This is a genomic window from Agrobacterium sp. 22-3639C2 (assembly GCF_053522105.1).
Genome location: NZ_JBNWDB010000002.1, coordinates 615,624 through 638,346, shown reverse-complemented (window position 1 = coordinate 638,346; position 22,723 = coordinate 615,624). Strand labels below are relative to the sequence as shown.

The 22,723-nt window shown below is 60.5% G+C and carries 17 protein-coding genes; 16 read left to right on the top strand and 1 reads right to left on the bottom strand.

All coding sequences use genetic code 11. The features are described from left to right. Positions 1-65 precede the first annotated feature (65 nt). From ACQZ6D_RS10575 to ACQZ6D_RS10565, 3 genes are read left to right on the top strand one after another with little or no spacing between them, the layout of a single operon-like run. On the top strand, positions 66-821 hold the full coding sequence (locus ACQZ6D_RS10575) for a calcium-binding protein (RefSeq protein ID WP_076845561.1): 756 nt from the start codon (positions 66-68) through the stop codon (positions 819-821). Between the two features lie 14 nt (positions 822-835). After that, positions 836-2,683 carry a type I secretion system permease/ATPase gene (locus ACQZ6D_RS10570; protein ID WP_112155358.1) on the top strand — a complete coding sequence of 616 codons (1,848 nt, stop codon included), beginning with the start codon at positions 836-838 and terminating at the stop codon, positions 2,681-2,683. Then, positions 2,670-3,983, top strand: a complete 1,314-nt coding sequence (locus ACQZ6D_RS10565; RefSeq protein ID WP_013761628.1) for an HlyD family type I secretion periplasmic adaptor subunit — start codon at positions 2,670-2,672, stop codon at positions 3,981-3,983. The genes ACQZ6D_RS10570 and ACQZ6D_RS10565 overlap by 14 nt, the downstream gene beginning before the upstream one ends. 33 nt (positions 3,984-4,016) lie before the next feature. Here the strand turns inward: ACQZ6D_RS10565 and ACQZ6D_RS10560 are convergent, their stop codons facing one another. Next, positions 4,017-6,368 (bottom strand): response regulator transcription factor, encoded by a 2,352-nt coding sequence (locus tag ACQZ6D_RS10560; protein ID WP_448729911.1) that lies wholly within the window; start codon positions 6,366-6,368, stop codon positions 4,017-4,019. Between the two features lie 136 nt (positions 6,369-6,504). On the opposite strand from ACQZ6D_RS10560, the gene ACQZ6D_RS10555 reads away from it, so the two are divergent. From ACQZ6D_RS10555 to ACQZ6D_RS10495, 13 genes are all read left to right on the top strand, one after another. Then, positions 6,505-7,533 (top strand): ABC transporter permease, encoded by a 1,029-nt coding sequence (locus tag ACQZ6D_RS10555; RefSeq protein WP_019564715.1) that lies wholly within the window; start codon positions 6,505-6,507, stop codon positions 7,531-7,533. Further along, positions 7,533-8,414, top strand: coding sequence for an ABC transporter permease (locus ACQZ6D_RS10550; RefSeq protein ID WP_019564714.1), 882 nt, complete (start codon positions 7,533-7,535; stop codon positions 8,412-8,414). The genes ACQZ6D_RS10555 and ACQZ6D_RS10550 overlap by 1 nt, the downstream gene beginning before the upstream one ends. A gap of 4 nt (positions 8,415-8,418) precedes the next feature. After that, positions 8,419-10,065, top strand: coding sequence for an ATP-binding cassette domain-containing protein (locus ACQZ6D_RS10545; RefSeq protein ID WP_019564713.1), 1,647 nt, complete (start codon positions 8,419-8,421; stop codon positions 10,063-10,065). A 17-nt stretch (positions 10,066-10,082) separates the two neighbouring features. Continuing rightward, positions 10,083-11,639 (top strand): hydantoinase/oxoprolinase N-terminal domain-containing protein, encoded by a 1,557-nt coding sequence (locus ACQZ6D_RS10540; RefSeq protein WP_026330690.1) that lies wholly within the window; start codon positions 10,083-10,085, stop codon positions 11,637-11,639. Further along, a complete protein-coding gene (locus tag ACQZ6D_RS10535) occupies positions 11,632-12,765 on the top strand; it encodes a DUF917 domain-containing protein (RefSeq protein ID WP_013761623.1) in 1,134 nt (377 codons plus the stop codon). The genes ACQZ6D_RS10540 and ACQZ6D_RS10535 overlap by 8 nt, the downstream gene beginning before the upstream one ends. Before the next feature lie 43 nt (positions 12,766-12,808). Beyond that, positions 12,809-14,404: an ABC transporter substrate-binding protein gene (locus ACQZ6D_RS10530; protein WP_448729910.1), complete on the top strand. Its 1,596-nt coding sequence runs from the start codon at positions 12,809-12,811 to the stop codon at positions 14,402-14,404. A 115-nt stretch (positions 14,405-14,519) separates the two neighbouring features. Further along, entirely contained in the window at positions 14,520-15,596 is a 1,077-nt protein-coding gene (locus ACQZ6D_RS10525; protein ID WP_003506758.1) for a DUF917 domain-containing protein, read from the top strand. After that, positions 15,593-17,131: a hydantoinase/oxoprolinase N-terminal domain-containing protein gene (locus tag ACQZ6D_RS10520; RefSeq protein ID WP_448729909.1), complete on the top strand. Its 1,539-nt coding sequence runs from the start codon at positions 15,593-15,595 to the stop codon at positions 17,129-17,131. The genes ACQZ6D_RS10525 and ACQZ6D_RS10520 overlap by 4 nt, the downstream gene beginning before the upstream one ends. 45 nt (positions 17,132-17,176) lie before the next feature. Continuing rightward, entirely contained in the window at positions 17,177-18,121 is a 945-nt protein-coding gene (locus tag ACQZ6D_RS10515; RefSeq protein WP_448729908.1) for an isoaspartyl peptidase/L-asparaginase family protein, read from the top strand. Positions 18,122-18,238: 117 nt separating this feature from the next. Further along, entirely contained in the window at positions 18,239-19,144 is a 906-nt protein-coding gene (locus tag ACQZ6D_RS10510; RefSeq protein ID WP_003511007.1) for a LysR family transcriptional regulator, read from the top strand. Positions 19,145-19,324: 180 nt separating this feature from the next. Further along, the gene (locus ACQZ6D_RS10505) at positions 19,325-20,269 is read left to right on the top strand and encodes an ABC transporter permease (RefSeq protein ID WP_003511005.1); all 945 of its coding nucleotides are present in this window, start codon (positions 19,325-19,327) and stop codon (positions 20,267-20,269) included. Further along, a complete protein-coding gene (locus ACQZ6D_RS10500) occupies positions 20,266-21,084 on the top strand; it encodes an ABC transporter permease (protein WP_013761618.1) in 819 nt (272 codons plus the stop codon). Before ACQZ6D_RS10505 ends, ACQZ6D_RS10500 begins: the two co-directional genes overlap by 4 nt. Then, positions 21,081-22,715, top strand: a complete 1,635-nt coding sequence (locus ACQZ6D_RS10495) for an ABC transporter ATP-binding protein (protein ID WP_013761617.1) — start codon at positions 21,081-21,083, stop codon at positions 22,713-22,715. Before ACQZ6D_RS10500 ends, ACQZ6D_RS10495 begins: the two co-directional genes overlap by 4 nt. Positions 22,716-22,723: the final 8 nt, after the last annotated feature.

Here is a 22,723-nt window from a genome sequence, read left to right as displayed (position 1 = left end):
CCGGAGATGAAACGCCTTCGTCACATGACCAAGGTATCCCTATTGGCCAGCAAAGGAGTACACCTATGGCTACCACAATTCAACTGACGCAGTCCTCCTCCGACCTGATCGGTTACCTCAACGGTTGGACGAGCGGTTTCGGTTCGACCTATGGTGCGTTCTACGACGCTCAGACCAGCTCTCTCGCCACGACCACCATCGATCCAAACACCACCTATGAGGCTTGGGGCGATGGCAGCAACGGCGGCAAGGGCATCGTCATGAGCGGCGCTCTGCAGTACTCCCAGGGCAACCTGACGGGTTCGGTCGACAGTATCGTTCTGGGTGCCGGCTACAGCCAGTCCACCAGCGGCATCGCCGTCAGCCAGCAGGAACTGTTGATCGATCCTGATAGCTCCTATTCGCTTGCGGGTGCGCGCGATCTGCTTGACCTCGCCGTTTACCAGCTTGCGCGCTTCGGCTCGCTGGCCGGTTTCTATGACTACTTCGCTGCCACTGGCACTGTGATCGAGGATACTGCCTCCTCGAACACGCTGACCGGTTTTGCCGGCGCTGATACTTTTGTCTTCTCGGGCGGTAACGATATCGTAACCGCAGGACCAACCGGCACCTATGGTTATCAGGATGGTACTGATAAGCTTGACGTATCTGGTTGGGGTTCGACCTCGGTCGCTGACCTGTTCTGGTATAACCTCAACGGTAATGCGGTGGTAGAATCTGACTCCAGCGCGTCAGTTTCGATCACACTCGTCGGTGTCGATGCAAGCGTACTCGACGCATCGGACTTCATTTTCGCCAGCGCATCGGCGCTTGCCGCTTAAAGGAAAATCAGGCTGTGGGCTTTCAAAACCACCAGCAGACACCGCCGCAGTCCCTCACTGCGGCGGTTGTTTCGCCCCTTAAAAGCACGTTTTTCGGTGTGGCGCTCGTCAGCGGTGTGGTCAACATCCTGGCGCTGACGTCGCCCCTGTTCATGCTTCAGGTTTACGACCGGGTGCTGGCCAGCGGCAGTCTGCCGACACTGGTCGGGATCGCCATTCTTGCGCTCGGCCTCTACGGCTTCCAGTGCCTGCTCGACATCATCCGCGCCCGGGTCCTGATCCGTATCGGCGAGGACTTCGACATGCGCTATTCCGGCAAGGTGCATGATGCGGTGGTGCGCCTGCCGCTCGTCAACCGTATGCCGGGGGACGGCCTGCAGCCGCTGCGCGATCTCGACAACGTGCGCGGTTTTCTGTCCGGCACGGGGCCCACCGCCTTTTTCGATCTGCCTTGGATGCCGCTCTACCTTGGCATATGTTTTCTGTTTCATTTCTGGATCGGCGTGACGGCTCTTGCCGGTGCCGTTCTGCTCATATCCCTCACCATCTTGACCAATATGTTCTCGCAGAAGCCAATCCGCGACACCATGGTTGAAAACATGGCGCGCAACCGGCAGCTGGAAGCCTCGCGCCGCAACGCCGAAGTCGTGCAGGCCATGGGGCTCGGCGGCCGGCTTGGCAAACGCTGGCAAATCTCCAACGAGGCTTATCTCGCCGCCAACCGCAAGGCGGGCGATGTGGCCGGTGGCCTCGGCAATATCGCAAAATCCCTGCGGATCGTGCTGCAATCGGCCATTTTGGCGGTCGGCGCATGGCTGGTCATTCAGCAGGAGGCCTCAGGCGGCGTGATGATCGCCAGTTCGATCATGATGGGTCGGGCTTTGGCGCCCGTCGATCTTGCCATATCCAACTGGAAGTCCTTTGTTGCCGCCCGCCAGAGCTGGGCGCGGCTAAGGGAGCTTTTTGCGCAGATGCCGGTAACGGCGACCGCAATGGCACTGCCGAAGCCTGAGAGAGAATTGAAAGTCGAAAACGTCACTATCATTCCACCGGGAGAGAGAAAACCGACCGTCGCGGGCCTTGGTTTCGTCATGACCGCCGGGAATGCGCTCGGTGTCATCGGCCCATCCGGCTCGGGAAAATCCACCCTCTCGCGCATTCTCACCGGAGCCTGGATGCCCGCCGCCGGTAAGGTGCGGCTTGATGGTGCGAGCTTCGATCAATGGGATCGCGAAGCCCTCGGCCGCCATATCGGTTATCTGCCGCAGGGCGTGGAGCTTTTCGACGGCACGATCGGCGAAAACATTTCCCGTTTCGAGGACAATCCCGATCCCGACGCAATCATTGCTGCTGCGAAAGCCGCCGGTGCGCACGAACTGATCCTGCGCTTCGAAAAGGGGTATGACAGCGATATAGGTGAGGCCGGTTCCGCGCTTTCGGCAGGACAACGCCAGCGTATCGGTCTCGCGCGTGCGCTTTATGGCGATCCCTTCATCGTCGTGCTGGACGAGCCGAATGCCAATCTCGATGCGGAGGGCGAAGCCGCCGTTGTCAGGGCGATTGCGTCGGTTAAGGCGCGCAACGGTATCGCCATCGTCGTCGCGCATCGGCCCAGCGCGATCGGTGCCGTCGATTTCATTCTGATGATGGAGGAAGGGCGGATGAAGGCCTTCGGTCCGCGCGACGAGGTTCTCTCTAAAGTGCTGCGCACTCCGAATGCTCAAGCGGCGAAAGGTTTCACTGCATCCGCGCACACGGTTTCACCATTGCGTGTCGTCGCGAATACCCAGCCTAAGACGGTGGCGCTGCAAGAGATTGGCGAAGAGAACAGGCAGGAAGGAGATACGGATGTCAAAAATTGACCAGCGCACGCAGGTGTCCCGCTCCATCCGCAAACATCTTCTTGCCGGTCTTGCCGCAAGCGTCGCACTGCTGGCCGGCGTCGGCGGATGGGCAGCGACGACAAATCTTGCTGGCGCGGTCGTGGCGTCCGGTCATCTTGTGGTCGATTCTTATATCAAGAAGGTACAGCACCCCAAGGGTGGCGTCGTCGGTGAAATTCTGGTGAGCGAAGGTGGCAGGGTAAAGGCTGGCGACGTCGTCATGCGTCTCGACGCCACCCAGACCCGCGCTAATCTCGCCATAGTGACCAAGCGGCTGGATGAGCTGAGCGCGCGCATGGCAAGGCTGGAGGCCGAACGGGACGATCTGCCGGAACTCGTTTTTCCACAGGCTCTGGTGGCGCGCAAGGACGATCCCGATGTCGCTTCCGCCATGCGTAGCGAAACCAGGCTGTTCGAATTCCGCAAATCTTATCGCGAGGGGCGCAAAGCGCAGCTTGTGGAGCGTATCACCCAGTTCGAACATGAAATCGAAGGATTGAGGGCACAGGAAGTCGCCTACGACAACGGGCTTGCGGTTTTGCAGGCTGAGATCACCTCGCAGAAATCCTTGCGGGAGCAGGGCATCGTGTCCGTGCAGCGGCTGAACAGCCTGCAGACCCAGGCCGCGACATTTGGCGGTGAGCGTGGCGAAAAAATCGCCTATCAGGCGCAGACGGCGGGCAGGATCACCGAAACGAAACTGCAGATCCTGCAGATCGATCAGGAACTGCGCACCGAAGTGGGCCGGGAACTGCGCGAGATACAGGCGCAGACGGGTGAATATGTTGAGCGGAAGGTCGCTGCGGAGGACGAGCTGAAGCGCATCGATATCATCGCGCCGCAATCCGGCATGGTGCATGAAATGGCGGTGCATACCGTGGGCGGCGTGGTGACGCCGGCCGACCCGATCATGCTCATCGTGCCTGATGGGGACGAACTGGCACTCGAGGTGCAGATCGTGCCGAAGGATATAGACCAGTTGCAGGTAGGGCAAAAAGCGATGCTGCGGATGACCGCGTTCAACCAGCGTGTCACGCCGGAACTGGAAGGCCATGTCAGTCGCATCGCCGCCGATATCACCACCGATCAGAGGACCGGCCTCTCCTATTATCTGGCGCGGATTTCCATACCGGTTGCCGAGCGGGAAAAGCTGAACACTGCGCCGCTGATGCCGGGCATGCCTGCCGAGGCCTTCATCCAGACCAGCGAGCGCACCGCGCTGTCCTATATCGCCAAGCCGCTGACGGACCAGATCAACCGCGCCTTCCGGGAAGAGTAGCGGGCTTTTCTGATCGGCAGTCACGACTTGAGATCAAAGCCAGCCCAGCGCTTTCGCTGCGCGGATCGCTTCCGCGCGGCGTTTGCAATCCAGCTTGCGGAACAGGTTTCCGAGATGGAATTTTACCGTCACTTCCGAGATGTTGAGGGTCTGCGCGATCTTCTTGTTAGACATGCCGCTGGCCAGCAATTGCAGCATCTGTGCTTCCCGCTGTGAAAGCCCGCCATGCAGGGCGCGTGCCTGCGGCGAGTTGACCGAGGCGCCGAAAATCGACAGCGCGTTCCGGACATCGGAAGAGGTTTCGATGAAACCGCGGATACGGCGATTGTTCAGAAGCGGCGACAGGAATATGCGCTCCTCCGACAGGACGCCGTTGCAGCCAAGGCGCGTCGCCGATTCAAGTGCGTTGAGGATATGGGCGCGGGCGCCGGCACTGTCACGACGCTGGTGTGCGGCATAGCTCTGCCATATTCTGAGCGCGACCTTTTCGCGGTTGGTGACCTTGGGGTTGGCGATCATTGCATCCATCTGCCGGGCGAGATAGGCGCGCGGCGTGAAAAGATGTACCGCGTCGCGGAGCCAGGCCATCACATAGGCGATTTCCTCGCGCCGTGTGAGCCGGGCAAGGTCCTCATTCGCGCTCTCCACCCAGTTGCGACCCATCGGCATGCGAATTGCCGATAGCGTCGCTGCCGCATCCGCCCAGCGGTTGGCGTTCTGGTAGGCAATGGCCGTTCTGATCTCCATCATCGCATGGAATTGCAGGCCTTCCGAAAGGTGAATCCACAGGCCGTCGAGAAAGCCCGGACGAACGGTCATCGGAAAATGATCGATCAGCACCTGCGAGGCATAATGCAGGGCAAACTGCATCAGGCTCGGCCATATCTCGGCGGCGGCGAAGTGGTCGAATTCATGCTCGACGAAGTGCAACAGGTCGCGCGGTTTTCCCGCCTCATAGGCAAGGCAGGCTTCCGCCAGCCGCAGCATTCGGAACTCCTGCGCGGCGTCGTGTGGCACCTGTTCCAACCTTGTGCGCGCATCCTGTGCCGCGCGACGGGCCAAGAGCACATCACCGCTCATCAGTCGCAGGACGATCTGGTGCAGATGGATGAAGAATTCGAGCAGCGGCTGCCCGCCCATCTTGCGCAGATAGATAAGCGCGCGGGCGGCGGCGGCCTCGGCCTCGCGAAAATTACGGCGGCGGATTTCGAATTCCAGCAGCGCATTGTAATAGGCCGCCCATTTGCCGTGATCGTCCATGGGGTAATCGGCCATGAATTCCCCGAGGCGCGTTATCACAGCGTCATTGGGGGTCAGGTCCTCGGCAATCATCAGGTTCAGCCGGAAGGTGCGGGCGGCAAAGGAAAAACGCGAACCGCGGGCAAGCACCTTGAGTGGATCGAGATAATCCGAACCGAGGCTCTTGCCAAGCAGATGGCGCACGCGTTGCAATTCGCCCTGTTTCAGCAATGCGCGGGTGACGGCGAAGAGGACTGTTTCATTCGCCGCGATCATGTCCTGCGAAAACCGCATGATGATCTCACGAAACCTGTCGACGCTGCTTCGGTAGATCAGTTCGCGCCCATGGGCGCGTTCTAGGATTTGCGCGGCGTGGGTCTCATAACCGCGGTCAAGCAACATGGCCATTGCCGCAAGCGCCCGCCCTTCCTTCTCGAATGCGGAAGCGACCTCTACCACTGCCCTGCCAGCCTGTAATGTGGCGAGACGTTCTCCCGCTGCCACGGTCAGAAGCCTTATCAGTGTGTCGTGTTTTTCGGGGTTTGCGATCAGGAAGGGCGGCAGAAGTTCTGCCCATTCAGCGTCGGGTTCTGCCGAGGGATTTTCCAGCCAGAGCGAAAGCGCGACCGTCTGGGCCGGTGACAGATGCGGCAGATAATTTTCCCGCAGATAGTCGACGCATAGTTTTTCGTCGGCGAGGCGAGCGAGAGACAGAAAGGCCGGCCACCCCGCATAATCATGGAGCGCCAGACGCTTCTGTTCTGTTGGAAGGCCCGCGGTCTCATCTTGGCCAAAGGCCAGTTCATTTGCTCCGATCGTCAGCGAACCACGATGCAATATTTGCCGCGCCAGCCCGCTGATACGTTGATCCGGACGGCAGGCGATGACCACGAAACGCACGGTTTCCAGAATAGGGGCGGGCATGCGGACCGCGCGTGCGAAGACCGGCACATCCCATAGCAGACAGCCTTTTGCCGCCTCATCACTTCTGGGCTGGTGCGTCCGGCATACCTCGGTCCCCAGCTCTTGTGCCAGCAAGTCCATAAGAACGCTTTTCCCGGCGCCCGCCGGCGCGCGCAGAAAGATCACGCCTGCGGTTTCGCTGGCGATACGGCGGCAGAGTGTGGTGCGCGGCAGAAGCGTCATTCAGACAGGGATAGGAGATCTGAATTCAAAAACCTATACTCATTTATCAAAAAACTATACCTTTCTGCGATTGTTCAAAAGGACATGTGGTGAAAACTTGTGCTCAGGAAACTGATGCACAAGGAACGGTCCACCGATGCAGCAACATCCGCTGGTCGCGATTTTGAACAGGCTCGGCGCTTTCGTACTGGTCATGATCGCCCTGTCCATCATGATTTTTGCTCTAGCCCGTGTGGTGCCGGGTGATCCCGCGCGCATGGCGCTCGGGCCTGCGGCAACACAGGAACAAGTTGATGCGCTGCGCGGCGAGATGGGTCTCGATAAGCCGCTCGCCGCCCAATACCTCGACTATATCGGCAACGCCCTGCACGGTGACCTGGGCTTCTCGCTGGTTTCCCAGCGCCCCGTCACCACCGATCTGGCCCAGACCGTTCCTGCGACCGTCGAACTGGTTCTGGTCTCAGTCATCTTCATGTTTGCCGTCGCCATCCCGCTTGGCGTCATCACCGCGCATTACCGCGACCGTCCGCTCGACCATATCGGCCGTATCCTCTCGCTCACCGGCGTGACGATCCCGAGCTTTTTGTTTGCCATCACGCTGCAATTGCTGGCCGCTCGCTTTCTCTCCGGCTGGCCGATCATCGGTAGGATCGATCATTCACTTGGCTGGCAGGGTGGCCCGACGGGCTTCATCCTGATCGACGGTACGCTTGCCGGACGGTTCGATGTGGTGCTGGATGCGATGAAGCACCTTGCGCTGCCGGCCTTTGCGCTCTCCATGGCCGGTATCGGCCAGATCACCCGCATCACGCGTTCCTCGATGATCGAGAACCAGCGCAAGGATCACGTGCTCACCCTGCAAAGCTTCGGCGTGCCGGAGCGGGTCATCATCTTCCGTTATCTGCTGAAGCTTTCCTCCATCGCGCCGCTGACGATCATGGGGCTCGAATTCGCCTCGCTGATCGGCAATGCCTTCGTGATCGAAATGGTCTTCGCCTGGGGCGGATTCGCGTCCTACGGGCTGAACGCCATCCTTCAGAAAGATCTCAATGCCGTGACTGCCGTGGTGCTGGTGGCCGGCCTGTTCTTCATCGTTGCGAACCTGATCGTTGATGTCCTGATCTCGATCATCGACCCGCGCCTGCGCCGCAAGGAGGCTCGCTGATGGCTGATATGAAAATGCTCGAACCTACCGATCGGGGCTTAAGCGCCGGTTACATGATGTGGTACCGCTTCAGCCGCAATCCGGCAGCGGTCATCGGTTCGCTGATCCTGTTGTCGGTGCTGGTTCTGGCGATCTTTGCGCCCTGGCTTACACCCTATCCCAAACATATCGGCGCGGTCGTCGATTTCCGTGCCCGCCACATGCCGCCGGATCTGGAGCACTGGTTCGGAACCGACAAGGCCGGACGCGACATCTTTTCCCGCACTGTCTTCGGGCTCAGGGTCTCGCTTCTTCTCGTCATCGGCGTGCTCGGCATCTCGGTCCCGGTCGGCACCGTGCTTGGCCTGGTCGCCGGTTATTTCGGCGGCTGGACCGAGAAAATCATCAGCGGCCTGACGAACGTGATGCTGGCCATGCCGCCCCTCGTCATGGCGCTGGCGGTCTCCAACCTGCTGGAACCCACCTTGATGAACGCCATGATCGCGATCACGCTTCTATGGTGGACCTGGCATGCGCGGCTGATCTATTCGGTGTCGAAATCCATCGCATCCGAGGACTACATCGAAGCGGCACGTCTTGCAGGTGCGGGTCCGCTGCACATTCTCTTTCGCGAAATTCTGCCCAATTGCGTCTCGGTCATATCAGTCAAGACGACGCTGGATGCGGCATTCGTCATCCTCTTTGGCGCGACACTGAGTTTCCTCGGTTTCGGCGTCAAACCGCCAACTCCCGATCTCGGCTCGATGGTTGCCGATGGGCGCCAGTTCATGCCGGATTTCTGGTGGGAAGTCCTCTGCCCCGGCGCGGCCGTGCTTTACGTGACGCTGGGTTTCAATCTGCTGGGCGACGGCCTGCGTGACATGTTCGACGTGGAAAGCTAAAGCCATGACTGAACCGCTTCTCAAAGTCGAAAACCTCAACGTCACCTTCACCAACTACGGTCGCACGCGCCAAGTGCTGCGCGATATCGCCTTCACAGTCTCAGCCGGCGAGCGGGTGGCGCTGATCGGCGAAACCGGATCGGGTAAATCGGTCACCGCCAAGGCGATCATCGGCACTTTGCCGAAGAATGCCACTATTGCCTCCGGCGCCATTGTCATCGACGGGCGGGATGTGCTCGCCATGCCGCGAAGGGAACGCGAGGCGCTTAAGGGAACGGCGTTTTCGCTGATCATGCAGGACCCGCTGTCTTCCTTCAATCCGGTCTTTAAGATCGGCACGCATCTCGATGATGTCATGCGCTTTGCCGACAAGCGCAACGGCATCAACTCGTCCAAGGCAGAGCGCCGCACCCGTATCGCAGCGGTTCTGCGCCGCGTGCAGCTTGGCGATACCGAGCGGGTCATGAATGCCTATCCGTCCGAGCTTTCGGGCGGCATGCGCCAGCGCGTGTTGATCGGGCTTGCGCTGCTGCATCAGCCGAAGCTCCTCATCGCGGATGAGCCCGGCACCGCGCTCGACGTCACCACGCAGGACGAAATTCTCAATCTCATCAACCAGCTGGTTGCCGAAGAAAATATGGCGCTGCTGATGATCACCCATAATCTCGGTGTCGTACGTAAGGTGGCGGATCGGGTCGTGGTTATGCACCATGGCGACATCGTCGAGACCGGTCCCTGCACGCAAATCCTGCACGCTCCCGCTGCGGACTACACGCGTTCGCTGCTGGATGCGGTGCCGCCGCTCTACGGTCCGCGTGTCGCCGATCTGGCGCAGAGCACACGCTCGCCGATCGTTACCATCGAGGGCCTGAACAAGATTTACGGCAGACGCAACGGTTACCACGCCGTGCGCGACGTGAACCTGACGCTGAAGGACGGCGAAATTTTCGGTCTTGCGGGCGAGTCCGGTTCTGGAAAAACCTCGGTCGCCCGGATGATCATGGGACTTTCTCGCCCGACCTCCGGCAATCTTGTCGTCGACGCCCCGTCTCCCAGCCGTGGCAAGCGGTTGACGCAGATCGTCTATCAAAATCCGGGCACTTCCCTAAATCCGAAGCGCACGGTCAGGCAGACGCTTACCCTACCGTTGAAATCCATCGGTATGGACGGTGAGGCGCGCGAACGCCGGATGCAGGAACTGATGGGGCTGGTGCGATTGCCGCAATCCTATCTCGGTAAATATCCGCATGAACTTTCCGGCGGACAGAAGCAGCGTGTCGCCATTGCCCGTGCACTCGCGGCTGAACCGAAGATCCTCATCCTCGACGAGCCGACGGCGGCGCTTGATGTCTCCGTGCAGAAGACCGTTATCGACCTTCTGCTGCAGCTGCGGGAAGAGCTTGGCCTGACCTATCTGATGATCTCGCACGACCTCTCGCTGATGCGCAATTTCTGTTCGCGCATCGCCATCATGCTGCGTGGCGAGATCGTCGAGGAAGGGGTGACGTCTGCGGTTTTCGCCGAGCCGAAGCATCCCTACACCCGCGCCCTTATCGCGGCGATCCCCGTCGTCACCGACGAGGAAGAGCGCCTGAAACCCACCGTGACAGAGGAAGAGCGTATGCGCTTCCTCGTAAAAACGACCGATTGATAAAAGAGGAGCCTGACGTGTATCGCGTTGGAATTGACGTCGGCGGCACAAATACCGATGCCGTTGTGTTACAGGAAAAGACTGTTCTGGCGGGGGTGAAAGCCTCCACCACCGAAGATGTGACGTCCGGTGTCATCGAAGCCCTTGAAAAGGTGATCGAGGCGTCGGGCATCGACAGGGCACACATCGGTGCCGTGATGATCGGCACCACGCATTTCACCAATGCGGTGATCGAGCGGCGGCATATGGACGAGGTCGCCGCCATCCGGATCGGCCTGCCGTCCGGCGCCGGCCTGCCGCCGATGGTCGACTGGCCGGATGACCTCCGGGAAATCGTTGGTAACCACGGTTATCAGGTCCGCGGCGGATATGAATTCGACGGTCGCGAAATCTCAGCCCTCGATGAGGACGAGATTGTCCGCATCGCCGCCGATATCCGCGCAAAGGGCCTGAAGGCCGCGGCTGTCACCTGCGTTTTCAGCGGCATCAATGATGCGATGGAAGTGCGGGCGAAGGATATCCTGCAGGAGCGCTGCCCCGGCCTGCCGGTGGTTATGTCCAAGGATATCGGCCGGCATGGTCTGCTCGCCCGCGAAAGTGCTGCGATCATGAATGCCAGCCTTCTTTCGCTTGCGGACCGCACCGTTGCCGCTTTCGGCGAGGCGCTGAAGGCAGCGGGCATAACCTGCCCGTTCTACATCACCCAGAACGACGGCACGCTGATGGCGGCGGATGTGGTGCGCGGCTTCCCTGTGCTCACCTTCGCCTCCGGCCCGACGAATTCCATGCGCGGCGCTGCTTTTCTCACCGGCCTCAAGGATGCCGTGGTCGTGGATGTCGGCGGCACCACCTCCGATGTCGGCTCGCTGTCGCACGGCTTTCCGCGCCAGGCGTCCACGACGGTGGATATTGGTGGCGTGCGCACCAATTTCCGCATGCCGGATGTGTTCTCGATCGGTCTCGGTGGCGGCTCGCTGGTGGTCAATGGCGAACATGGCCTCACCGTTGGCCCGAAATCAGTCGGTTACCGCGTCCGCCGTGAGGCGCTCTGCTTCGGCGGTACGACCCTGACTGCAACTGATATCGCTGTCGCCTCCGGCAAGGCGGACGTGGGCGAGAAGGCTCTGGTTTCCACTCTGGACAAGCGGCTGGTGGATGCCGCAGTCAAAAAGATCAACGACATGCTCGAGTCCTGTGTGGAGCGCAGCCGCATCTCGTCATCACCGGTGCCGGTGATCGCCGTTGGCGGCGGCTCCATTCTCATGCCTGACCGTATCGGTGATCTGGATGTCATCCGCCCCGAGAATTTCGCGGTGGCGAATGCCGTGGGTGCAGCGATCGCGCAGATTAGCGGCGAGACGGACCGCGTCTTCTCGCTGATCGAGGGGCGCACGCGTGAAAGCGCGCTTGCGGAGGCGGAGGCCGAGGCACGCGAAAAGGCGATTGCGGCTGGTGCAGTGGCCGAAACGCTGGAAGTCATCGAGCGCGAGGATATGCCGCTTGCCTATCTGCCCGGCAATGCCACCCGCATTCATGTGAAAGTCGTTGGAGAAATGGGAGCCAATCATGGCTGAGACGCGCAAGCTGAAATATGACGAAGCGGCATTGCGTACGCTGACGAGGGAAGATCTCGACGCGCTGGAAATCGGTGCGGGCATTCTCGGCACCGGCGGCGGCGGCAATCCCTATCTGGGCAAGCTGCTTGCACTCGAGGCCATGAAGGCCGGTTACGAGATGAAGATCCTTGCGACAGACGCCATCGAGCCGGACGCGCTTTGCATGTCCATCGGCGGCATTGGCGCCCCCGTTGTCGGCGTGGAGCGCATTCGCGAGGGCCGTGAGGGTCTGCGTTGCCTGCGCGCCATGGAAGAGCTGATCCGCACGCCGGTAGACGCCATCGTCTGCGAGGAAATCGGCGGCTCGAACTCCATGAACCCGCTGGTGACGGCGGCGCTTGGTGGCCTGCCGATCCTCGATTGCGACGGCATGGGCCGGGCTTTCCCAGAGATGCAGATGACGACCTTCTCCATCTATGGCCACAGTTCGACGCCATCGGTGATGTGCGACCTGCACGGCAATGCCGTGATCTTCAGCCACGCCGTTTCCGAAGTCTGGCACGAGCGCATGGCCCGCGCCTGCGTCGTTTCTCAGGGCGGCGGCGCAATGCTGGCGACCGCGCCGATGCAGGCCCACTACGTGCACCAGTATGGTATTCCGAAAACCTACACCAAGGCGATCGCGCTCGGCGAGGCGGTGATCCGTGCCCGCAAGCAGCAGGAAGACCCGATTGCGGCAGTCTGCGCGCTTGAAGGCGGACGGCGCATCTTCAACGGCAAGATCACCGATCTGAAACGCCATCTGCGCGGCGGTTTCGCCGTGGGCGATGTCGAGCTTTCTGGCTTCGACGATTGCTCGGGTCAGACGGCGAGCGTGGCGATCCAGAACGAATTCCTGCTGTTCCGCCGTGACGGCAAGGTGGAAGTGACCGTCCCTGATCTGATCGTCTTGCTCGATGTCGATACCGGTTACCCGATCACCACCGAAGTCCTGCGTTACGGCCAGCGCGTGGCCGTGGTCGCGATCCCCTGCCACGATCTGCTGCGCAGCGCCCGCGCGCTCGAAGTCGTTGGACCGGCGGCTTTCGGTTACCCGGACATTCCTTTCTCACCGCTGCCCGTCCCGGTCGGCAAGGCTGCCTAACCATAAGCGGGGCAAATGACCCGCAATAAAGAGGAGAACGATAATGAAAATGCCAGGACTTCCTTCCCGCCTTGCCGTGCTTGCGCTCGGCACGGCAATCGCGTTGCCGCTTGTTTCTTCCGCTGCTTTTGCAGAGGACAAGGTTTCGGTCGCGGTCAACACCATGCAGATATTCAGCTCGCTCGACCCGGCGAAAGTGACTGACTATACCGGCTACATGGCCATCGTGAACATGTATGACGGCCTGACCACGGTGAATGCCAAGGGCGAAATCGTGCCGCATCTGGCAAAGTCCTGGGATATTTCTGAAGACGGCCTGACCTATACCTTCCATCTGCGCGACGATGCGAAGTTCCAGGATGGCACGGCGGTCAAGGCTGCCGATCTCGTCTGGTCGGTGCAGCGCCTGCTCGGCATCAACAAGGGTCCGTCGAACCTCATCGTCGGCGTGCTGAAGCCCGAAAACGTCAGCGCGCCTGATGATGCGACGCTCGTCATGAAGATCGAGCGTCAGTTTTCGCCCTTCATGGCCTCCACGCCGCTGATGATGGCGTTGAACAAGACGTTGATCGAAGCCAATGCCAAGCCCGAAGACAAGTGGGGCGAGTCCTATGTGGGCGAACATTCCGCCGGTTCCGGCCCATACAAGCTCGTCAGCTACAACCGTTCTGCCGATATGGTCATTGCCCGCAATGCGGACTATTTCCTTGGCTGGACCAAGGGCAAGCCGATCGACGAAGTACGCTTCGTCCAGACGAGCGACGACGCTACCGTCAAGGCGCTGGCTGAAAAGGGCGAACTTGGCCTTTCCTCGCACGGCCTTGGCAACGACACCTATGAATCCATCGGCCGGATGAAGGGTTACAAGCTGATCCAGACCCGCACCGCCGGCGGTTTCGTCATCAAGCTCAACACCAAGGTTTACCCGACCGACGACGTTCACGTTCGTCGCGCCATTGCCTATGCGACGGATTACAAGACGATCCAGGAAGTGATTTATCCCGGTTTCGACATGCAGGGGCCGCTATCCGACGCTTTCAAGGACGCGCATAACGGCGATATTCAGCCCGGCGTCTACGATCTGGAAAAGGCGAAGGAAGAACTGGCGAAGTCGAAATATGCCGGCCAGAAAATCACGCTGGTCAACAGCTATGTCGCTTCGCTGGCCTTCGAGGCGGAAGTGGCGCTGCTTTTGCAATCCAGCCTCGAGCAAATCGGTATTACGCTCGATATCAAGCCAGAGCCGTGGAACCGTATTGTCGAGCTTTCCTCCAAGCCTGAAACGACGCCTGCGTCGACGCAGGTGAATATCTCGCCGACCTATCCATCTCCGGATGCGATGTTCTACAACCAGTATCACTCCAAGGCATCAGGCACATGGATGTCGATGGAATGGCTGCAGAACGCGGAAATCGACGGGTTGATCGACAAGGTCCGTGCCACGACCGATATCAGCGAACAGAACGCAACCTACAAGGAACTGCAGACCAAGATCGCCGATCTTCAACCGGATGTCTGGGCGGTTGCGCCGAACCGCCGTTATGCGGCGAACAAGTGCCTTCAGGGTTACGAGTTCATTCCCATGCAGAGCTGGGACCTGAACTTCTCCAACTTCCATTGGGACTGCAAGGCGGAGTGATCTCCGTCCCATGAAAAGCGGTCCCGCCGCAGGGCGGGGCCGATGAGACTTGGAACGATAAAGGGAAGGAGCATCGCTTGCGCCGGAAAGGCTGCGGCATGCCCGAGGATGACGCATGATCCAGGAATTTTCCGAAGACGATATCGAACCTCTTGCCACCGGCGCCTGGATTCTGGGAACGGGCGGTGGAGGCAATCCCTATATCTCGACGCTCAATCTGCGCCGTCTTTATGCCGAAGGCAGACGGGTGAAGGTCATGGACCCCATGGCGCTTGCTGATGACGACATGGTTGCGGTCGTCTCCAAGATGGGTGCACCGCTTGTTGGTCAGGAACGGCTGGGAGACCCCGTTCATCTTGCCCGCGCGGTCGAGGTCATGGAAGATTATCTCGGCAAGCCTTTCCGGGCGATCATGAGCGTGGAAATCGGCGGCTCGAATGCGTTATCGTCCTTCCTCGCCGCCGCCATGCTCGACCGGCCCGTCGTCAATGCCGATGCCATGGGGCGTGCTTATCCCGAAGCGCAGATGACCTCATTCGCCATCGGCAATCTGCCGATGTTTCCGCTGTCGCTCGTCGATGTACGAGACAATGAGGTGATCGTGACGCGCGCTGCATCGTGGAAATGGATGGAGCGCATCTCGCGCAAGGTCTGCACCGAAGTCGGCTCTACCGCCGCCACCTGCAAGGCGCCGCGCACCGGCAAGGAAGTGAAGGAATGGGGCATTCATTACACCGTCACAAAGGCGACCGAACTCGGGCGCGCGGTGATGGAGGCGCGTGCACGCCATGATGACCCGGTTCAGGCGGTTCTCAACCATGAGGGTGGCAAACAGCTGTTCCGCGGTAAGGTGGTGGATGTCGCCCGCGAGACCACCGGTGGCTTTCTGCGCGGCAGTACGACCATTGAAGGCATCGACGCCGATCGCGGCTCACGCATGGAACTTGCCTTCCAGAACGAGTGGGCGGTCGCCTTCCGCGACGGCCAGCCGGTCGCCATGACGCCGGATTTGATCTGCCTTCTCGACACTGTTTCGGGCAGCGCCATCGGCACGGAATCGGTGCGCTATGGCCAGCGTGTCACGGTTATCGCCCTGCCGGCGCCGGAACTCTTGACGACGCCTGCCGGCATTGCTGCCGTTGGTCCGCGTGCCTTCGGTTATGACATTGATTTCAGATCGGTATTCCCATGAAACGCATCGGTATTGACGTTGGCGGCACCAATACGGATGCCGTTCTGATCGATGGAGACGCCATCGTTGCCTCGATCAAGGTTCCGACCACGCAGGATGTCCTGTCCGGCGTGAAGGCGGCCCTCGCTCACGTGTCTGGCCATGTCGGCGCGGCAGATCGCCCGATCGATGCGGTCATGATCGGCACCACCCATTTCACCAATGCTGTCGTGGAGCGCGCACGGCTGGAGCGAGTTGCGGCCATCCGCATAGCGCTGCCGACTGGTTCTTCACTGCCGCCCATGTGCGACTGGCCGAAGGATCTCTACGAGGCCGTCGATCCGCTGATCTTCATGGTTCACGGTGGCCATGAATACGATGGCAGTCCGCTGGTGCCGATGATCCCGGATGAAATCCGTGAAGCGGCGATGAAAATCCGCGATGCAGGCATTACCTCGATCGCCATTTCGGCAACCTTTTCGCCGCTGACCACGGAGTGCGAGGTGAGGGCGGCGGAGATTGTCCGTTCGGTGATCCCCGATGCACGCATCACGCTTTCCCATACGCTGGGCCGTATCGGGCTTCTGGAGCGCGAAAACGTCGCACTTCTGAATGCCGCCTTGCAGACGCTTGGCAGGACCACGGTACAGGCATTTTCGGATGCGCTGCGCGAAGCAGGTGTAAAGGCGCCGTTCTATCTTACACAGAATGACGGCACCGTGGCGCTTGCGGATGTAGCTGCCGCAAACCCCGTGCACAGCTTCGCTTCCGGCCCGACCAATTCGATGCGTGGTGCGGCTTTTCTCACCGGGCTTTCCGATGCCATGGTGGTGGATGTCGGCGGCACCACCTCCGATATTGGTTGCCTTGTCGGTGGTTTTCCGCGTGAGGCAAATAATATTGTCCATATTGGCGGGGTCCGCACCCTGTTCCGCATGCCCGATCTTCTACCTGTAGCACTGGGCGGTGGCACCATTGTCGACCCGCAGACAGGCAAGATCGGCCCGCGCTCGGTTGGGTATCGCATCCTGACCGAAGCCCGCGTTTTCGGCGGCGAGACACTGACGGCATCGGATATCGCTGTTGCGGCAGGCCTGATTGAGATGGGCGACAGGGATCGTGTGAAGGGCCTCGATCCGGCATTCGTGCAGGCGACGCTCGGCCGTATCCGCGACATGGTGGCCGACAGTTTCGACCAGATGAAGACATCAGCCGAAGACGTGCCGCTGGTTGCGGTCGGCGGCGGCGCATTCCTGATACCGGAGCAGGTGCCGGGCGCATCCGAGGTGCTGCGTGTGGAAAATGCTGGCGTTGCCAATGCGCTCGGCGCAGCGATGGCGCAGGTGTCCGGTGAGGTGGATCAGGTCTTTTCCGGGTTGAGCCGCGACGAGGCCCTTGCGAAAGCCGAGACCGAAGCGCAGGACGCAGCGGTCGCTTCGGGAGCGGAGCGCGCGAGCCTCAAGACGCTTGAGGTGGAGGATATTCCCATCGCCTATTTGCCAGGCGGCGCTCGCAGGGTCCGCGTGCGTGTTATCGGCGATATAGCCTTTCATTGATGGTAAGAGGCCCTGCCTGCGGCGGGGCAACAGTGGAGTGAGGATATGACGAAGATCGCACTGGCCATTCACGGTGGTTGCGGGGTTATGCCGGAAGACAGCATGACTCCGGAGGAATGGGAAGCGGCGCGCCACGATCTGGCGGCGGCACTGCGCGCCGGTTATGGTGTGCTCAAGGCTGGCGGAACTGCGCTGGAAGCGGTTGAGGCGGCAGTCGTCGTTATGGAGGACAGCCCGCATTTCAACGCAGGCCATGGGGCGGCGCTCAACGAGAATGGCATTCACGAACTCGACGCGTCGATCATGGATGGCAAGACCCTTGCGGCAGGCGCAATCAGCGCCTCCCGCGCCATCCGCAACCCGGTGAAGGCGGCCCGGGCGCTGATGGAGGATGAACGCGCAGTCTATCTCACCGGTGAAGCGGCTGACCGGTTTGCGAAGGAGAGAGGGCTTGCCACGGAGCCTCAATCCTACTTCACCACTCAAAAGCGTGTCGAGGCGCTGGCGGCCATGAAGGCCCATGCCACCGCAGGTACGGAAGCGACGGAAAACGAAAAACACGGAACCGTCGGTGCCGTGGCACTCGATGCGGCTGGGCATCTCGCAGCCGCGACATCCACCGGCGGCTACACCAACAAGCCTGACGGCCGGGTGGGTGACAGCCCTGTGATCGGGGCGGGCACCTATGCACGCGACGGCGCCTGCGCCGTTTCCGGCACCGGCAAGGGTGAATTTTTCATCCGTTACGTCGTCGGCCATGAGATCGCGTCCCGTGTCGCCTATCTCGGGCAGAATCTGGAAACCGCCGCCGGCAACCTCGTCCATAAGGACCTGGCGCCCTACGATATCGGTGCGGGTCTTGTCGCCATCGATGCCGAAGGTGGCATTGCCGCACCCTATAATACGCCCGGCATGTTCCGGGGCTGGGTGACTCCATCAGGAGAGGCCCGTGTTGCCACCCACGACAGGGTCTATGACGTGGAATTGTAACCGGCGACCGACCGGGCCGAATGACAATGCGAAAAAAACCGGTGACATGAAGGCCTATCGGCGGCAAAAGGTCTGAACCGAAACCGGCTCGTCTTTTCATCCCATGGTGCTGGCCTCATGAATATCAAGCAGCTCGAAGTCCTTCGCACGCTTCTTTCCACCGGCTCGACCATCGCCACCGCCAAGGCCATGGGGCTAAGCCAGTCCGGTATCAGCCGGCTTCTGGCTCAGCTCGAGGCGGACCTGTCGCTGACGCTGTTTGCCCGTGACAAGGGGCGGCTGATCCCGACGCCGGAGGCAGCGCTTCTCGCGCGTGACGCGGAAAATGTGCTGCTTGCTGTCGACCGCATGTCCGGCCACGCCGAAGATCTGCGCAATGGTGCTGCCGGTCCGGAAATCGTCCGCATCGGCCTGCCGAGCAGCATGTGGGAGAACTTCGCGCCCGCCATGCTGATAGACTATGTCAGGGATTTCCCCGGCGTGCGCATCGAGACTTTTTTTGAAACGACCACCGCCATCAACAGGCTGGTTGGCGAGCGGGTGATCGACCTCGGTTTCCTGCGCATGGAAGGTGAGATTGGACCGGGCATTGATGTCGAGCGTGTCGCCACCGGCAAAAGCGTCTGCGTGGTCCGTCAGGATCACCCTTTAGCCGAGCTTACCGAGATAACGGTGAAGGACCTGCGCAACATTCCGCTCATTCTGATCGGCCGGCAGCGGCCGAACCGCATGGCGCTCGAGCAGGTCTTCAAGAAGGCGGGCGTCAAGCCCATGGTGAAGATCGAGACCCACACCAACAGTTCCGCATGTGCCTATGTCGCGCATGGTCTGGGCGTTACGATCATCAGCAGTTTTTATGCTAACCTCTACAGGCACCTCCCCGTCGTGGCGCTGCCCTTCATTCCGCAATCAACGCAGGAGTTCGGTCTTGCCCGGGCATCGGGCGCACCGCTGTCCATCGCGGCGCAGGCACTGAGCGACGCCTTGAAGCAGCAAATCCAGCTTTCGCAAAAAATCGACTGAAAACAGGGTTTTTCGCGAGAAATCTCATTGCCCCTATCAGGATGAAACGTGCCACCATTCTGCATAGGCATATGACGTTTATGCATAATATTGCGCGTTATTTATCAATCCGTCATAGTCATTCGCAACGAAACCGATAGAGGCGGGAGCACGTTCCCGGCCATCAATCGTGGGGAACCGATGATAAGATTCATACTGAGCCGTCTTTTGATGGCGCTGCCGACGATCGCCTTTGTGTCGATCACGGTCTTTGCGCTCATCCGCTTCATTCCGGGTGATCCGGCCGCCCTGATGCTGGGCGACATGGCGCAACCGGAACAGATCGAGGCGATGAGAACAGAGCTTGGTCTCGACAAGTCCATGCCTCAACAGTTCGTCATCTGGGCGGGCAATGTGGTGCAGGGCGATTTCGGCCGGTCCATCGTCAACGACGAGGCAGTATTGCCGCTGGTCGTGTCGCGGTTCCTCGTCAGTGCTGAGATCGTCGTCGTCGCCGTTCTGCTGGCCAGCCTGATTGCGGTTCCGGCAGGTGTGATCGCCGCCTGGAAACAGAACAGCCTGACCGATCTTGCACTGGTTGGAACGGCAACCCTGCTTTTGTCCATACCGACATTCTGGCTCGGGCTTCTGCTTCTGTTGTTCTTCGGTCTAAAGCTCGGCTGGCTGCCGGTGCTGGGATACGTGTCGATCAGCGACAATCTCGTTGGCGGCATGCTCTATCTCGTCCTGCCTGTCATGACGCTGGTGATCCACGAAATGGGTGTTCTGATCCGCATGGCCCGCGCCTCCACGCTTGAAGTGCTGCGGCTGGATTACATTACCCATGCCCGCGCCAAGGGACTTTCGGAGAGCGCCGTCCTCTGGCGGCACGCCTTCAAGAATGCCTTTGGTCCCACATGGACGATGATCGGCCTCATCCTCGGGAATCTTCTCGGCGGCATCGCCGTCATCGAGACGGTCTTTACCATTCCAGGGCTCGGGCGGCTGATGGTCGACAGTATCTTTGCGCGTGACTACCCCGTCATACAGGGCTGCCTGCTGTTCGTTTCCCTGTCCTACGTGCTGGTCAATCTCTTCGTCGACCTTCTTTATCCTCTCTTCGATCCGCGTGTGGTTGCCGAATGAAAAAGTTCACACTCAACGGGCTTATCGGCGGCGTTCTCATCGGCCTCCTGCTCATCACCGCCATTACCGGCCTGTTCTGGACGCCCTATGATCCGATGAAGCTCGGTTTCGCCTCGCGGCTGGCCGCGCCCGGTCCCAGCCATCTTCTCGGCACCGACGAATTCGGGCGCGATGTTCTCAGCCGCCTGATGGTCGGCGCGCGTGCCAGCGTCTGGATCGGCTTCCTGACGGTCAGCTTCGCGACGATCTGCGGCACTCTGATCGGTCTTGTCAGCGGTTATGCGCGCGGCTGGATTGATGGCGTCATCATGGCCATCAACAATGCGCTTCTCGCTTTTCCCGGCATTCTCCTGGCGCTTGGCCTTCTCGCGGTCTTTGGTGCCAACCAGTACGGCATCATCTTTGCGCTCGGCATCGCCTACACGCCATCCATGGCCCGCGTGGTGCGTGGCGCGGTATTGTCGCTGCGTGAGCGCGAGTTCATCGAGGCATCGCTGGTGATGGGCAATGGCGAGATCTACACCATGTTCCGCCACATCCTGCCCAATTGCATCGCGCCGATCACGGTGCTTGCCACATCCATGTTCGGCTGGGCAATCCTCTCGGAAAGCGCACTGTCCTTCCTCGGCCTTGGCGTGCCACCGCCGGCCCCCACCTGGGGCAACATGCTGGCCGCTGGCCGGCCCTTCATCCAGCAGGCCGTCTGGCTCGGGCTTTTCCCCGGTCTCTGCATCGCGCTGACACTGCTCGGCATCAATCTTCTGGGCGATGCCCTTCGCGACAGGCTTGACCCGCGCATGAGAGGTCTCAAATGACGGACAATACTCTTCTTACCGTGCGCGGCCTTTCGCTGGAGGTCGCGGGAAGCGGCCACCGGGTAGTCAAGGATGTTTCCTTCGATATTGCGCCTGGCGAAATCTTCGGCATCGTCGGCGAAAGCGGATCGGGAAAGACGCTGGCCACCCGCGCACTCATCTCGCTTCTGCCCCCGGCAATCGCCGTCACCGGTGGATCGGTCATCTACAAGGGAAGGGACGTGATGTCCCTGCCGGCAAGGGAACTTCGCCGCCTGCGCGGCGCGGAAATCGGCGTCGTTTTCCAGGAGCCGATGACCTCTCTCAATCCGTCGATGACGATTGGCCGGCAGTTGGAAGAAGGCCTGATCCTTCACACCAAGTTATCGCCGGAAGAGCGCCGCGAGAAAATTCTCGAGATGCTGAGACGGGTCGGTATCCGCGATCCCGAAGGGGCGCTTGCTGCCTATCCGCATGAGTTTTCCGGCGGCATGCGCCAGCGCATCATGCTGGCCTCGGTTATGCTCCTGAAACCGGCGCTGCTGATCGCCGACGAGCCGACGACGGCGCTCGATGCCGTCATCCAGCGCGACGTCATGGAGCTGATGGTCGAACTGACACGGGCGGAGGGAACAGCCGTCCTTCTCATCAGCCATGACCTGCCGATGGTGGCCCGCTATACGAGCCGTATCGTGGTTATGGAGAAGGGCGCGATTGTCGAACAGGGTCGCACCGAAGACCTGCTCGATGCGCCGCAGCATCCCTATACGAAAAAGCTGCTTTCCTCTTTGCCCTTCCGGGGCGAGCCGCGTGTCGTCGACACCAGCAAGGCGCCGATGATTTCAGCCCGAAACATTGTTGTCGATTATGCCGGACGCAAGTCACTGCTGAAGAAAGCCAAGCCGAAGCGGGCGCTGCATGGGGTCAGCATCGATATTCACGAAGGTGAGGTCGTGGCACTGGTCGGTGGCTCCGGCTCCGGCAAGACCACGCTTGGCCGCACCATTGCCGGTCTCGTAAAGGAAAGCGAAGGGCAGATCCAGTTTCAGGGGCGGGAACGCAAAGAGGACTGGAACGACTATCGCCTGAATTGCCAGATGGTGTTTCAGGATCCCTATTCCTCGCTCGATCCGCGAATGACCATTCAGGCGCTGGTGGAGGAGGCGTTGCGTCTCGTCCCCGGCCTGGATCAGGCCGCCAAGCGCAAGCGGGCGCTGGAAACGCTGGAAGAGGTAGGGCTTGGCGCAGACTATGCCAGCCGTTATCCGCACGAGCTTTCCGGCGGCCAACGCCAGCGCGTGGCGATTGCCCGTGCCATTGCCCGCCGTCCGCGGTTCCTGATCGCCGACGAACCGGTTTCCGCCCTTGACGTGACGGTGCGGGCGCAGGTGCTCGATCTCTTTTCCGATCTGCAGAAACGTTACGGCTTTTCCTGCCTGTTCATCAGCCACGATCTCGGCGTGGTCGAACAGGTGGCCGACCGTGTCGTCGTCATGCAGGACGGCCGTATCATCGAAGAGGGCGACCGCGACACGATTTTCGACAGCCCGAGAGAGGCCTACACACGCCGGCTCCTCTCGGCCATTCCCGCCCTCGACCAGAATGAAAAGGGCGGTGTGACACTCAAATGGCGTCTGGAAGAAGAAGTTTAACAGGAACA